The sequence below is a fragment of the Leminorella grimontii genome, assembly GCF_039789245.1.
Taxonomy (GTDB): Bacteria; Pseudomonadota; Gammaproteobacteria; order Enterobacterales; family Enterobacteriaceae; genus Leminorella; species Leminorella grimontii.
In genome coordinates this window covers 2,001,441-2,014,994 of the sequence record NZ_CP146357.1, presented here as the reverse complement: position 1 = coordinate 2,014,994, position 13,554 = coordinate 2,001,441, and the positions used below count along the sequence as shown (strand labels likewise).

The window sequence follows — 13,554 nt, the reverse complement described above, 5'->3', positions numbered from 1 at the left end:
AACTTTATTTCTTTCTATTTTGACCACACCGCCTTGTCATTGCAGCTCCCGTTTAGCGCTAAGCTCGTCAGCCTGATGGAGTACCCATTCTCGAAAATGGGCAATTTTCGGTAAGCTGTCGCACCCTGGACGATAGACCAGATAATAGGCCAGAGGGCAAGGTAGCGAGATATTCTGACAAAGCCTGACTAGCCGACCGCTTTTAAGATCGTCATCAACCATGATGCTTCGCGCCAGCGCGATGCCATGCCCATCGACCGCCGCTTGAAGCACCGCCGCTGAGCTATTGATCCTCAGCCCTGGCTTGCTGGTTATCGCTTGAACACTAAAGCGCCTGAACCACCGATCCCAGGTTATAAAATCCTGATGGTGTTCCATTGACAGATCGTGAATAAGCGTCTGTTCGGCCATTCCCATTGAGCAATTTAGCCGAGGATTTTCTGACAGCATCGCGGGGGCGCAAACGGGGAAAACCTCTTCTGACATCAACAGCTCGGTCTGCAGCCCTTCCCATCGTCCCAACCCATAGCGTATACCGACGTCTATCCCTTGGGCAGTGAAGTCCATGAGTTTTAGACTGGTTTCCAGACGAACGTCTATCTCTGGCCACTGGAGCTGAAAATCCTCAATTCGCGGAAGTAGCCATTTCGCGGCAAAAGCCGGACTGGTGGTCACGTTGAGGATCCCATTTGTCATCCCTTCTCGCAGAAGCGTCATGCCCAGATTCAGGCTCTGAAATCCTGAACGAATATCCGGCAATGCCCGCAGCGCAGGCTCGGTCAAAATCAACGCCACACGCCGATTATTACTGCGATGAAACAGGGGGAACCCAATGACTTCTTCAAGCGAACGAACCAATTGCCCGACCGCGGCCGGGGTTACGTTCAATTCTTCCGCCGCCAATGAAAAGCTCTGATGGCGTGCGCTGGCTTCAAATGCGCGTAGTGCATTAAGGTGAATAGGTATTTTCATATTAGATAGAAAATCTTCTTAGATAATCAAGTTTATCTCATTTGTTTGCCAATAAAAACATCAACATAATGAACAAGCGGTAGAGATAATCAATAGAAATCGTTTGAATATTTTAGCTTGCAACAAAGGCCATGATACAGAGTTTTTGTTTTGAGGTCTTGAAATCAAGCGATTAAACCGTAACGGCAATAAGGGCGCTGAGCAGCTTTAGATGGGTTGGCCAGCAATTTAACTAAAAGGTAGGAGTTAACTTAACAATGGCTTATTTACAAATCACATTGGATATCAGTGAACAGAATCGTGCGGCGGCAGCGGCAGTGTATCAGAAATACAAGGCGCCATTCCTGAATAACGTTGACGGTGCGGTTTCTAAAGAGCTGCTGGTTCGTAAAGAAGACGTTCAGGTTCTGCATGGCTTCAAAACGGAAAAGCAGGCTGAAGCCTATCTGGGGTCTCAGTTATTTATCGAAGACGTCGTTGAAGCGCTTAAGCCATATCTGAACGGCGCACCGGACGTGAGAATTTACGCAGTGGCGTAGTTTACATATTCTTATCAAAACGGCTTTCTCGGGAGGCCGTTAATTTTATCACGCAGGAATTTCCGTCTATTACGCCGTTTGAAGATAAATAGCGTTGTTTAGCGTCTCCCATTCTCAATATATTGCGAATCATCATAAATTACCTTCATCATAGCTCGTACACTGTTTCTTAACGCAAAAGTGATTATCAAAAAGTCTGACATGTGATACTAAGACTGAGATACAACAAAAAAGGAACCATCAGATGTCAAATTTTAAAATAGCCAGGAAAGCACAAAACCTTCAATCATCAGCAATCAGAGAACTATTGAAACACAGCAAGATGGAGAGCGTTATTTCACTGGGCGGGGGAATACCGAATCCTGACCTTTTTGATCGCGAAGGTTTACAAGTTGCTATGGACAAGGTTTTATCCGCCTCTTGGAAGGATGCCTTTCAATACGGTTTAAGCGAAGGCAGCCCTGAATTGCGTGGATCAATTTGCCAACTGATGGCTGGGCGAATGATAACCTGTAATGTGGACGATGTCATTGTCACTTCAGGCTCCCAGCAGTCGCTCGATATTCTTGCTCGGGCGCTCATTAATCCAGGGGATGTCGTTATCGTCGAAAGGCCGACCTACCTTGCTGCTTTACAGGTGCTCCAGCTAGCTGAGGCTCAGCTAGCTTCCGTAAGCACCGATGAGTACGGAATGAATATTGATGAGCTTGAACAAATGGTAAAAACCACATCGGTTAAAGCCGTCTATATTGTCCCAACGTTTGGAAACCCCAGTGGAGTAACGCTTTCAGATAGTCGCCGTAGGCAATTAGTCGAATTATCGAAACGCTATGATTTTGTCATTATTGAAGACGACCCTTATGGCGAAATTAATTTTACGTCCCAAAAATTTAAGCCGCTTAAAGCCTATGCGAAGGAAATGGACAATAGCGATAACGTGATTTATACATCCACGTTTTCAAAAATCTTAACGCCTGGCGCAAGAATAGGGTGGCTGGTTGTGCCCGCGTGGTTAAAAAGACAGGTGACTAATCTTAAGCAAGCAACGGATTTGCATACCAGCGCGCTTTCGCAGTCGTTAACTTATCATTATTTAGAAACCGGTCGCCTGGCGGCGCAAATAGAAATTATTCGCGAATCATATAAACATAAATGCCAAACGCTATGTGAACACATTGAGAATGAGCTGGGCGAGCATTTGACGTTCCATAAGCCTATGGGTGGGATGTTCCTATGGGCAAGATTTAAATATGAAATGAATACAACGGAATGGTTAAAAAAGACGTTAGACAACGGCGTAGTCTATGTTCCGGGAGAATTCTTTTACTGTAGTGATCCTGAATATTCAACCTTGCGAATGTCTTACGTCACGGTCACGGATGAAAATCTTAAAGAGGCCGTTATGAGATTAAAGGCTTCTTTAAATTAGCCATCCTCATAGTCAGGACATTTGAAGACAGCTGCTACTTCGCTCAGCGATGTAAGCAGCTGTCGCAGGAGTGACGTTGTGGATAATCGATTTATGAGAAAGGGCCGTTTACGCGGAAGCGTCAAACAGATTTGGTTTGTTAATTGCCATCATTTATTTAACATAATATACATTATGCGAACCAAAGTGTCGGATTTTGCAATCTGATGTTTTGCATGATGACTTATGCTGTTCCTACGGTCTCATACGTACTGGCCAAAGGCTGTCAAAAACCTTTAATCTGACAGCTGTAGTCCGTTTTGGGTTAAGTGATGCCCGCCATGTATAATCACTATGAAGGCTCACGCTGCTGAGTTATTTACTTAACCCAGGATGCTGTCGACCGGCGTCTGACCTCGCTAATTAAGGAGTGTTATGGATCATATTCAGCGGGAAACGCCTTGTCCGGGTCTGCGATTAAATTCAAGTCTGGATGCCGAGCTATATGGTTATAAATGGGCGCGCGATAATGTCGGTCAATCCGGCGCAACAATTTATCGATTATATGGTAAACCCGATGCGCCAGAATTATTTCTAAAGTATGGCAAAGGTACCATCGCCGATGACATTACAGATGAAATGGTTCGACTTAACTGGCTGACGGCTTTCATGCCTCTTCCGGTCATCAGGCATTTTATCCGTACTCCCGATCATGCATGGCTACTAACAACTGCGATCTCAGGAAAGACGGCATTTCAGATGTTAGAAGAATATCCTGATTCCCATGAAAATATTGTTGATGCCCTGGCAGTATTCCTGCGCCGGTTGCATTCGATTCCTGTTTGTAACTGCCCTTTTAACAGCGATCACATATTTCGTCTACAACTGGAGCGTCTCTTATGGCTAAAACGGCGAAACAGCTGCGTTACCTTCGCGCCCGGCCTGAAGACTATCCCGCCATTTTGGAGATAGCCGAGCCCTTTTACCCCGACGTCAACAATCACGACGGTCAGAAAGGCTTTCTCGACAGGCGTTTCAGCGCGCCGATGCTGGATGCGATCAATACGCGATTGGGGCTGTTAGTGGCAAAGGATGAAAATCACGTTGTTCTTGGCTTTTTGGGCCTTTCGCCCTTTTCTTTCGATTCCCCTTCACCGGTCGTCGAGGCGATGGTCAAGGCGCTGCAACCCTGTTCGGCTCTGGCCCCCTTTATCTTTGGCCCCGTTTGCGTAGCGGAAAACGCCGGCGGCTTAGGGATTTTTAAAGGGCTTTATGCCGCCATGTGGCGTTTCCTGCCGGCATCGGAGTATCAAACCGGATTCGCTTTTATTAATGAAGGAAATCAGCGCTCTCTCAATGCCCATCTTATCGGATTGGGGGCAACGAAAGTCGGCTCGTTTCTGTTCGACGGTGAGCGCTATATCACCGTGAGCTACGCCAGACCGAAATAATAATAGGCTATTCCTACCATAGATGGATACTATCAACGGCAATAGCTATTAGAATCAATACGATCTCTTTTTTATATACAATTAGACAGCATAACCAATACTATTTTGCTATAAGTAGTCATAACAATTAACTGATAAACTTCTTTTCATACCGCTTTTGGCGATTACCTTTTGAACAATAAAAACTTTTCTGAGGTTGGGAATGAATATACCACTAACGATTAACGTGCTCGTTTTCGTAGCACTTCTGGTACTGCTGGCGCAAACCCGCCGCACGCAGTGGAGCCTGGCCAAAAAAGTGCTGGTCGGCCTGATCGTCGGCGTTCTGTTTGGTTTAGGCCTTCAGTTCGTATACGGCGTCGACAGCCCGGTTTTAAAAGAGTCCATCTCATGGTTTAACATCGTCGGCAACGGCTATGTCCAACTGCTGCAGATGATCGTGATGCCGCTGGTGTTTGTTTCCATCCTCAGCGCCGTCGCCAAGCTGCATAACGCCTCTTCGCTCGGTAAAATCAGCTTCTTAACTATCGGCATTCTGCTGTTTACCACCATGATCGCGGCCTTTATCGGTATTATGATCACGCTGGCATTTGGCCTGACGGCGGAAGGCCTGGTGCAGGGCGCGCAGGAGACGGCTCGCCTGGGAGCGATTGAATCCAACTATATAGGGAAAGTGGCCAACCTGACCACGCCTCAGCTGATCCTCTCCTTTATACCCAAGAACCCGTTTGCCGATCTGACCGGCGCGAACCCAACGTCAATCATCAGCGTCGTTATCTTCGCCGCATTCCTGGGCGTCGCGTCTCTTCAACTGCTTAAGGATGACGAAGCTAAAGGACAGCGCGTGCTGACGGCTATCGATACGCTGCAGTCCTGGGTTATGAAGCTGGTTCGTCTGGTTATCAAACTGACCCCGTACGGCGTACTGGCGCTGATGACCAAGGTCGTAGCCTCTTCGAACGTACAGGACTTGATTAAGCTTGGCAGCTTCATCGTGGCCTCCTACATCGCGCTGGCGCTGATGTTTGTGGTTCACGGCATCCTGTTGAGCTTCACCGGCATTAACCCGCTGAAGTTTTTCCGCAAAGTGTTGCCGGTGCTGACCTTTGCCTTTACCAGCCGTTCAAGCGCTGCCAGTATTCCGATGAACGTAGAGGCGCAAACCCGCCGCCTCGGCGTCCCTGAGACCATCGCCAGCTTCTCGGCTTCGTTCGGGGCGACGATTGGGCAAAACGGCTGTGCCGGCATTTATCCCGCCATGCTGGCGGTGATGGTGGCGCCAACCGTCGGCATCAACCCGTTCGACCCAATGTGGATCCTGACGCTGGTCGCTATCGTTACCGTAAGCTCTGCGGGCGTCGCCGGCGTGGGCGGTGGCGCAACGTTCGCTGCGCTTATCGTACTGCCGACGATGGGGCTGCCGGTAACGCTGGTCGCACTGCTGATTTCCGTTGAGCCGCTTATTGATATGGGCCGCACGGCGCTTAACGTCAACGGCGCCATGACGGCGGGTACAATAACAAGCCAGATTTTAGGGCAGACGGATAAGGCAGTGCTTGACTCTGAGGATGACGGCGAATTAGCCCACCGCTAAGCGCTCTTCTGTTCATATGTAAAGAAATGCAGCCATCTCCGGGCTGCATTTTTTCATTTCATTACTCACTTCTTCACCAAAAAAACACACGACTTTGCTAGTCTTAAAACATATCGGCAAATCGTAAACCAAGGAGCCCTGTAATGAATAAACCGCTGATGATGGCCGTTGCCGCCCTTTTCTCTGTCGCTCCGCTGGCCGCGTTGGCCAACAACTGTGAAGAGATAAAGGCCGACATTTCACAAAAAATTATTAATAACGGCGTTCCGGAATCCAGCTTTACCCTGTCAACTCAGCCCGTTGGTCAGGACGTATCCGCAGACGCTAAAGTCGTTGGCACCTGCGGCGGTGGCCAACAGCAAATTATCTATAGCCGCGTAAGCGGTTCCGCTGCTGCAGACGCGGTGCAAACGCCTAAGGTTGAAGACACGGAACACCCGGACCTTCAGCCCCAAACCGAACCTAAAACCGAATCCCAAACCCAGCCTTGACGGTGTATGAGTATGGGTTCTTTATGTACTCAGAAGTTAGCTGCACCCTCACGTGTGACGTTGTCACTAAAATTGTGTAAAAAAAGTTAAATTGGCTATAGCCCTTGTTCTACAAGGGCTGTCGCTCTATTCCCTCCCCATTCCCATAAAATTTATCCCCCCATAATTTGGAAATCCGCTTGGTATGATGTTATACCTTAAAACGTACGATAAGCCTTGGAAATGCTGTTTCCAGAGGACTTATTGATATTTTTTGCTAGATACATCCGCGTTTTTCCATGTTTAAACCAATTTCGCTAGCGCAGCGACCGTCTGAATCAGCGAATTGATTTTGTCCAAGAGCTCTGTCAGCTCACATCGTTTTCTCCTGGGGACTATATGCATAACAACTGGCATAAATCGGCGTTAATAAAACGCTTAATTTTGGGGGGGCTGCTGTTTATCGTCGTCATTGCTTTTATTGCCTATGGCATCGGCATCGACGCGCTTAAACAGCATAAAGAAGATCTGTTCTATTTAGGCCATCAACACCTTTATTTGGTCGCCTGTTCTATGCTTCTGGCGCTTGTCGTCGGATTGCCCAGCGGCGTGCTTTTAAGTCGACGCTTTGCAAGGCGCTGGGCTGAACCCGCCATGCAGATTTTCAACGTGGGCAACACGCTGCCGCCTCTTGCCGTGCTGGCATTGGCGATGGTCGTCGTAGGCATCGGCGATAAGCCCGCCATTTTTGCCCTGTTTTTGGCTTCTCTTTTACCTATCGTCCGCAATACCTATTCCGGATTGAAGGCAATTCCCCCTTCATTAATTGAGGCCGCCGACAGCATCGGCATGACGCCGCTACAAAGATTAATGAAAGTGGAATTGCCCAATGCGCTGCCGGTCATCATGACGGGAGTCCGCATTGCGGCCGCCATTAACGTAGGTACTGTACCGCTGACGTTCCTTATTGGCGCCAGCAGCTACGGCGAGCTGATCTTCCCCGGTATTTATCTGAACGACGCGACGCTTCTCTTTCTGGGCGCCACGGCAACGGCCGTTGTGGCCCTGCTGCTGGACACCGCCCTTGCCGCACTGAGCTATTTGCTTAGCCCACAGCTGGCCAGATAAACAACTTAACGGGATACCTATGTCTATATTCAAAAAGCGACTCATCAATAAACTCCGGGCGCGTTGGCAGCGCGCCGCCTCGGTCGGCACACTGTGCGCCGGGCTGCTTTGCAGCGCCGCCGCTTGCGCGGATCCTTTGGTACTTGCCAGTAAAAACTTTACCGAACAGCACATCTTGTCAGCTATCACCGTTCAATATTTGGCGACTAAAGGAATTGAAGTAACGCCTAAAACCGATCTGGCATCAACCATCATTCGTTCGGCGATGTTGAACAAGCAGGTAGATATGGCTTGGGAGTACACCGGCACGTCGCTCATCGTCTATAACCAGATCAAAGAGCCAATGACGCCGGAAAAAACCTACCAGACGGTTAAGGAGCTGGACGGAAAAAAAGGCATCGTTTGGCTTGAACCGGCCAAAATGAACAACACCTACGCCTTCGCCATGCAAAAGACGCGAGCGGAGAAAGAGAATATTCATACGCTCTCTCAGCTGGTTGAACGCCTCAATCAAATGCAAAACGGCGACCAAAAGCGGCTTTGGATGATGGGTTTCGACCCCGAATTTGTAAACCGCTCTGACGGCCTGGCGCCAATGCAGCAAGCGTATGGCCTGAAGCTGGAGCGCCCGCAGATCCGCCAAATGGACTCAGGGCTGGTATATAACGCCATTCGCGACGGCTTTGTTGACGTCGGGCTGATTTATACCACCGATGGCCGCGTCAAGGGGTTCAATCTGCAGGTGCTGGAAGACGATAAGGGCTTCTTTCCAAGTTACGCCGTCACTCCTATCGTCAGGAGTGACATACTCGAGCGCACGCCGGGGCTTGCCGATGCGCTCAATACCCTGTCGCGCCTGTTGAACAACGACGTTATTTCAGCGTTAAACGCCAAAGTGGATATTGAACACCAGTCCGCTGAGCGCGTAGCGACGCAGTTTTTGAAAGACAACGGACTGCTTTAAGGAGGCGCTAAGTGGAAACTCTACAGTATATGTGGCAAGACGCAGGCTATATCGCCACCCTTACAGGCCAGCACCTGCTGCTGGTCAGCCTGGCCGTAGGCATGGCGATTGTCATTGGCGTGCCTCTGGGCGTGCTGATCGTAAAACATAAATGGCTTGCCGCGCCGGTTTTAAGCTTGGCGACCGTGGTGCTGACGATCCCTTCCATCGCCCTTTTTGGCCTGATGATCCCACTATTTTCCATGGTAGGCCAAGGCATTGGCGCGGTCCCTGCCGTAACGGCCGTCTTTCTCTACTCGCTGCTGCCCATCGTGCGCAACACGCACATTGCGCTCAGCAACCTGCCGGCGGGCCTGCGCGAGGCGGGTCGAGGCATCGGCATGACCTTTTGGCAGCGTTTGCTCTGGGTTGAAATCCCCATGGCGCTGCCGGTGATTTTTGGCGGCGTCAGAACCGCCGTTGTGATGAATATCGGCGTTATGGCCATTGCCGCCGTCATCGGCGCAGGTGGATTAGGCCTGCTGCTGCTGCACGGCATTAGCCGAAGCGACCCTCGTTTGCTGATTGCCGGCGCCGTCATGATTAGCCTGTTGGCTATCGCGATGGACTGGTTGCTGCACCGCTTACAGATTGCCCTGACGCCTAAAGGAGTTCGATAAATGATTAAATTAGAAAATCTGACCAAAGAGTTTAAGCAAAAGAACGGCCAGACCTTCAAGGCCGTCAACGACGTCAATCTGCACGTTCCTGAAGGCGAAATGTGCGTCCTGCTCGGCCCTTCCGGCTGCGGCAAAACTACGACGCTAAAAATGGTAAACCGTCTGATTCGCCCCAGCGGCGGCCGCATTCTTATCAACGGCGAAGACACCGCCAATATGGATACCGTCACCCTGCGCCGTAAAATCGGCTACGTCATTCAGCAAATTGGCCTGTTTCCCAACATGACGATTGAAGAGAATATCACCGTCGTTCCCCGCATGCTGGGCTGGGACAAGAAGGCCTGCAAAGAGCGCGCTGCCGAGCTGATGAATATGGTCGCCCTGGACCCTAACCGCTTCTTGAAGCGCTACCCGAAAGAGATGTCCGGCGGTCAGCAGCAGCGCATCGGCGTTATTCGCGCCCTGGCCGCGGATCCGCCGGTTCTGCTGATGGATGAGCCGTTTGGCGCGGTAGACCCCATCAACCGCGAGTCCATCCAAAACGAATTCCAGGAGATGCAGCGCAAGCTGAAAAAAACCGTCATGCTGGTAAGCCACGATATTGATGAGGCCCTAAAGCTGGGCGACCGCATCGCCATCTTCCGTAAAGGGCAGATCGTGCAGTGTGCGACGCCGGATGAGCTGTTGGCCAAGCCGTCCGACGAGTTTGTCGGCTCCTTCGTTGGTCAGGACCGCACCCTCAAGCGCCTGCTGTTGGTGCAGGCCGGAGACGTGACCGATATGCAGGAGACGTTGACCGTTCGCCGCTCAACGCCGCTGAGCGAAGCGTTTGCCGTCATGGACGATAACGATATGCGTTCTATCGTGGTGGTTAACGACGATGAGAAGCCGCTTGGATTTGTAAAGCGTCGGGAGGCCCGCGGCGCTGACGGCGTTTGCGGTGAATTGACGCACCCGATCACCATAACCGCCCGAGCGGAAGACAATCTGCGAGTCGTGCTGTCTAAACTTTATGAGCACAACCTGGTGTGGATGCCTATTGTGGACGAACAGGGACGCTACAGCGGCGAAATATCGCAGGACTATATTGCCGACTACCTGAGTTCGGGCCGTACGCGGCGCAAGATTTCAGCGCAATAACGTGACGCGGTCACTCACAATGTTAAAACGGCGCCATTCGGCGCCGTTATCTTATATAGGGAAATATAGAAAGCGTACTGAATAATCAGGAGGCCTTGGTCACTTTCAGAGCGTTAAAGCTTTGCGTTACCGGCATGAGCTCAATGCGATTCACATTCATGTGGGCCGGCAGCGTCGCTATCCAGAATACGCTCTCCGCAATGTCGTCCGCCGTCAGCGGATTAGCGCCGTCATACAGGCTTGCCGCCTTTTCGTCATCACCTTTAAAGCGCACGTTGGAGAACTCAGTCGTCCCACAAAGGCCCGGCTCTACGTCAGTTACTCGGATAGCCGTGCCGGACAGGTCGGCGCGCAGGTTGAGGCTAAACTGCTTAACGAAGGCTTTGGTCGCCCCGTAAACGTTGCCGCCGGGATACGGATAGGTGCCGGCGATTGAGCCCAGGTTGATAACGTGGCCGCGATTGCGTTCGACCATCTGCGGCAGAATGGCGTGAGTTACAGACGCCAGGCCGATAACGTTCGTATTGATCATGGTGGTCCAGTCCTGAAACTGCGCCTGATGCGCTGGCTCTAAGCCTAAAGCAAGGCCAGCGTTGTTCACCAATAGATCGATTTCTTTGAAATCGCTCGGCAGGTTTTTCAGAACGTCCAGCAGTTTTTCGCGATCGCACACATCCAGCTCCACCGGCAGGAAGCGCTCCCCCAACTCGCTTTTAAGCTGCTGCAGGCGATCGAGGCGGCGGGCCGCGCCGATGACTCGGTGCCCTTCTTTAACAAATCGCCTAACGATGGCTTGACCAAACCCGGCGGACGCACCGGTTACGAAAACAATCATGGCATCTCCTTTTTAATCGGTTGAACGCACTGCTTAAAGGCAAAAGCGGTGGCTGTCTGAGCGTATCACAATAATTCGGCGGGCACACGGCGCGCTACTCGCAGCAAATAAGATCCAGATTAATATAGCCGCTAAGATCGCGCTCTTCCGGGCGAGCAAGATAAGGCAATTCGCCGATACAGGGCGCAGAGATATTCTGTTTAAGCGCCGCGATCGTTTCTGCATAGTAGGCCATGCCTGGGTTGATGCGGTTTGCGACCCATCCCGCAATGGTCAATCCGTCGCGCATAATGGCTTCAGCCGTTAAAATTGCGTGGTTGACGCAGCCCTGCTGGATGCCGACCACCAAAATAACCGGCATTTTTTCTTCAATCACCCATTCGGACAGCGGGCGCATGCCGTTGAGTAAAAAGCGCCAACCGCCAATGCCCTCGACGATAACGCAGTTGCTCTGCGACTGGAGTCGGCTTAACCCACGCGACAGGCTTTCATAATCCAGAGGGCTTTCGCCATAGGTCAGTGCGGCATGGTGTTCAATAATAACGGGATTAACGTCTCGATAGGTGACGGCTACGGACGAGGAAGACTGAAGCACCAGCGCATCGTGGTTTCGCATCCCTTCATCCGTTTCATGAGAAGCGATGGCGATGGGCTTGTAGCCAGCAACGCTCTTCCCTCGCTTAATAAAGGCCTGCAGCAGGGCGCGTGAAACCACGGTTTTACCGACTTCGGTACACGTCCCCGTTACAAAAAATCGATTTGGCATAAAGGTATTTGCTCCAGAACCTTCAATAAAAAGAACAGCATCTGTAGAACGTGCGGAAAAGCGCCGTTAAGCGTTTACAGATTAACCTTTGCACATACAAAGGCGTCATTACGTTAATGTCAAAAGTCTAGGCGATGCCCTGATGCAATAGATTGCGTTAGCTCAATGTTTAATGAATAAAGGGAAATGCGTCATAAAAACAAAGTGTTAATGGTTACTTCGGTAGCTATCCCTGAAGTAATCCTAACAGCAAAGAACCATCATAAAGCGCCATTTTGACCAGCGTCGATGCGGGCATAGTGCCTACGTTCATAAAGCGCGTCGGCTCCACGCGAAGCGAATGGGTGTAGTCCGGCATCGCCGCGCTGCGGATACTCTCTTCAATGACGGGATAAAGAATCGAAGACGCCTTGTTGAGCGGCGAGCCGATGAGGATTTTTTCGGGGTTGAACACGTTGACCATGACGGCGGCGATTTGGCCCACGTGCGCGCCTACGTGCTGAATTATCTCTTTTGCCAGCGCGTCGTTCGCATTTGCATAGCGGCACAGGTTATCGATGCTCAGGGAAGAGAAATTTAACAGCGATTCCGGATGGGAACTCAGCAGGCCTTTCGTACGTTCAAGAATGTTTCCCATGCTGATGATAGTTTCCAGACATCCGCTATTGCCGCAGTAACAGGCTTTACCACCTGCCTCAACGCGCGTATGGCCAATTTCTATGCGGCGGCTGGAGTCCGCGTGCAGCATGCGTCCCCCGCTGATAACTGACGCACCGACGGTATCGTCGATGGTGATTTGAATGACGTTCTGACAGTTCATCGCCGCGCCGTACAGCGCTTCGCTCATCGCCCAGGCGGCGATGTCCTGCTGTACGTATACCGGCAGTCCGGTTTTTTTATTCAGCGATGCAGCCAGCGGAAGGTCTTCTTCATCATAAAAAGGCAGCTTTTTAACGACGCCCGTCGCGGTATCGATAATGCCGGGAACGGTGATGGCGATAGCCGTCAATCGCTCCAACAGCGCCTGATGGCGTTCAAAAAAGGCCTCGATGACGGCAGTAAAGCGAGTAAGCCAAGGAACGACTTTATTATCTACCGGGAAAGGAATCTGCTCTTCAACAATGAGGCGGTTGCTGAGGTCCTGCAGCGCCAGCGACAGATGGCCATAGTGGACGCGCACGCCAAGATAGTGCCAGGCCTTCGTGTCCAGCTCTACGCCTACCGCCGGCCGCCCTCGGCTGCCGGGTTCGCTGACTTCCGTTTCTTTTACCAGGTGGGCGTCCTGAAGCTCACGTACGATTTTGGTGATGCTTGCCGGCGCCAATTGGGAAATCTTGGAGAGGGAAATTCGAGAAATGGGGCCAAACATATCAATCAGACGATATACGGTTCCCGCATTGGCCTGTTTGATGTGGTCAATATGCCCCGGTTGCCCTTCTCTGTTCACCCTACTGCCTCTTTTCTCACTTGCGAAATAATTGTCGCGGTCGCCGGAATTTATTCGACAAGCTATGTATAATCATTGTTTATAGAAAAAGCACAAGATCGTCGAATTCTACCCGCCGTGACTCAAAACGACGCATTGAGACTACCGTGCCCGATGGCAGTGGATTATCGTTTAAGCCACT

The 13,554-nt window shown here is 50.9% G+C and carries 13 protein-coding genes and 1 pseudogene; 10 read left to right on the top strand and 4 right to left on the bottom strand.

Translation table 11 applies throughout. The features are described from left to right. Positions 1–36 precede the first annotated feature (36 nt). Complete coding sequence (gene gcvA, locus V8L73_RS09525; protein WP_261830965.1) at positions 37–972, bottom strand: transcriptional regulator GcvA; 936 nt, start codon at positions 970–972, stop codon at positions 37–39. A 257-nt stretch (positions 973–1,229) separates the two neighbouring features. On the opposite strand from gcvA, the gene V8L73_RS09520 reads away from it, so the two are divergent. From V8L73_RS09520 to osmV, 10 genes and pseudogenes are all read left to right on the top strand, one after another. Beyond that, on the top strand, positions 1,230–1,511 hold the full coding sequence (locus tag V8L73_RS09520) for a hypothetical protein (RefSeq protein ID WP_261830966.1): 282 nt from the start codon (positions 1,230–1,232) through the stop codon (positions 1,509–1,511). Between the two features lie 244 nt (positions 1,512–1,755). After that, a complete protein-coding gene (locus V8L73_RS09515; protein ID WP_347254712.1) occupies positions 1,756–2,940 on the top strand; it encodes a PLP-dependent aminotransferase family protein in 1,185 nt (394 codons plus the stop codon). Positions 2,941–3,354: 414 nt separating this feature from the next. Then, positions 3,355–3,801, top strand: a pseudogene (locus V8L73_RS09510) (phosphotransferase); the annotation flags it as partial. Positions 3,802–3,818: 17 nt separating this feature from the next. Next, the gene (locus V8L73_RS09505) at positions 3,819–4,370 is read left to right on the top strand and encodes a hypothetical protein (RefSeq protein WP_347254711.1); all 552 of its coding nucleotides are present in this window, start codon (positions 3,819–3,821) and stop codon (positions 4,368–4,370) included. A gap of 202 nt (positions 4,371–4,572) precedes the next feature. Continuing rightward, positions 4,573–5,964, top strand: a complete 1,392-nt coding sequence (locus tag V8L73_RS09500; RefSeq protein ID WP_027273196.1) for an L-cystine transporter — start codon at positions 4,573–4,575, stop codon at positions 5,962–5,964. Between the two features lie 143 nt (positions 5,965–6,107). Further along, on the top strand, positions 6,108–6,455 hold the full coding sequence (locus tag V8L73_RS09495; RefSeq protein ID WP_051155546.1) for a DUF1161 domain-containing protein: 348 nt from the start codon (positions 6,108–6,110) through the stop codon (positions 6,453–6,455). Between the two features lie 378 nt (positions 6,456–6,833). Next, positions 6,834–7,562: an ABC transporter permease gene (locus V8L73_RS09490; protein ID WP_027273197.1), complete on the top strand. Its 729-nt coding sequence runs from the start codon at positions 6,834–6,836 to the stop codon at positions 7,560–7,562. 19 nt (positions 7,563–7,581) lie between these two features. Then, positions 7,582–8,526: a glycine betaine ABC transporter substrate-binding protein gene (locus V8L73_RS09485; RefSeq protein ID WP_347254710.1), complete on the top strand. Its 945-nt coding sequence runs from the start codon at positions 7,582–7,584 to the stop codon at positions 8,524–8,526. A gap of 29 nt (positions 8,527–8,555) precedes the next feature. Next, the gene (osmW, locus tag V8L73_RS09480; RefSeq protein ID WP_373876148.1) at positions 8,556–9,185 is read left to right on the top strand and encodes an osmoprotectant ABC transporter permease OsmW; all 630 of its coding nucleotides are present in this window, start codon (positions 8,556–8,558) and stop codon (positions 9,183–9,185) included. Then, positions 9,186–10,325, top strand: a complete 1,140-nt coding sequence (gene osmV / locus V8L73_RS09475; RefSeq protein ID WP_027273200.1) for an osmoprotectant ABC transporter ATP-binding protein OsmV — start codon at positions 9,186–9,188, stop codon at positions 10,323–10,325. 85 nt (positions 10,326–10,410) lie between these two features. Here the strand turns inward: osmV and V8L73_RS09470 are convergent, their stop codons facing one another. From V8L73_RS09470 to mlc, 3 genes are all read right to left on the bottom strand, one after another. Continuing rightward, complete coding sequence (locus V8L73_RS09470; protein WP_027273201.1) at positions 10,411–11,160, bottom strand: SDR family NAD(P)-dependent oxidoreductase; 750 nt, start codon at positions 11,158–11,160, stop codon at positions 10,411–10,413. 94 nt (positions 11,161–11,254) lie between these two features. Continuing rightward, a complete protein-coding gene (bioD, locus tag V8L73_RS09465; RefSeq protein WP_027273202.1) occupies positions 11,255–11,926 on the bottom strand; it encodes a dethiobiotin synthase in 672 nt (223 codons plus the stop codon). Between the two features lie 226 nt (positions 11,927–12,152). After that, complete coding sequence (gene mlc / locus V8L73_RS09460) at positions 12,153–13,373, bottom strand: sugar metabolism global transcriptional regulator Mlc (RefSeq protein ID WP_347254709.1); 1,221 nt, start codon at positions 13,371–13,373, stop codon at positions 12,153–12,155. Between the last annotated feature and the right edge of the window lie 181 nt (positions 13,374–13,554).

What these genes read in the sequence shown, in the direction of transcription:
- gcvA (WP_261830965.1), bottom strand. Translation starts at nt 972, where the DNA reads ATGAAAATACCTATTCACCTTAATGCACTACGCGCATTTGAAGCCAGC.
- V8L73_RS09520 (WP_261830966.1), top strand. Translation starts at nt 1,230, where the DNA reads ATGGCTTATTTACAAATCACATTGGATATCAGTGAACAGAATCGTGCG.
- V8L73_RS09515 (WP_347254712.1), top strand. Translation starts at nt 1,756, where the DNA reads ATGTCAAATTTTAAAATAGCCAGGAAAGCACAAAACCTTCAATCATCA.
- V8L73_RS09505 (WP_347254711.1), top strand. Translation starts at nt 3,819, where the DNA reads ATGGCTAAAACGGCGAAACAGCTGCGTTACCTTCGCGCCCGGCCTGAA.
- V8L73_RS09500 (WP_027273196.1), top strand. Translation starts at nt 4,573, where the DNA reads ATGAATATACCACTAACGATTAACGTGCTCGTTTTCGTAGCACTTCTG.
- V8L73_RS09495 (WP_051155546.1), top strand. Translation starts at nt 6,108, where the DNA reads ATGAATAAACCGCTGATGATGGCCGTTGCCGCCCTTTTCTCTGTCGCT.
- V8L73_RS09490 (WP_027273197.1), top strand. Translation starts at nt 6,834, where the DNA reads ATGCATAACAACTGGCATAAATCGGCGTTAATAAAACGCTTAATTTTG.
- V8L73_RS09485 (WP_347254710.1), top strand. Translation starts at nt 7,582, where the DNA reads ATGTCTATATTCAAAAAGCGACTCATCAATAAACTCCGGGCGCGTTGG.
- osmW (WP_373876148.1), top strand. Translation starts at nt 8,556, where the DNA reads ATGTGGCAAGACGCAGGCTATATCGCCACCCTTACAGGCCAGCACCTG.
- osmV (WP_027273200.1), top strand. Translation starts at nt 9,186, where the DNA reads ATGATTAAATTAGAAAATCTGACCAAAGAGTTTAAGCAAAAGAACGGC.
- V8L73_RS09470 (WP_027273201.1), bottom strand. Translation starts at nt 11,160, where the DNA reads ATGATTGTTTTCGTAACCGGTGCGTCCGCCGGGTTTGGTCAAGCCATC.
- bioD (WP_027273202.1), bottom strand. Translation starts at nt 11,926, where the DNA reads ATGCCAAATCGATTTTTTGTAACGGGGACGTGTACCGAAGTCGGTAAA.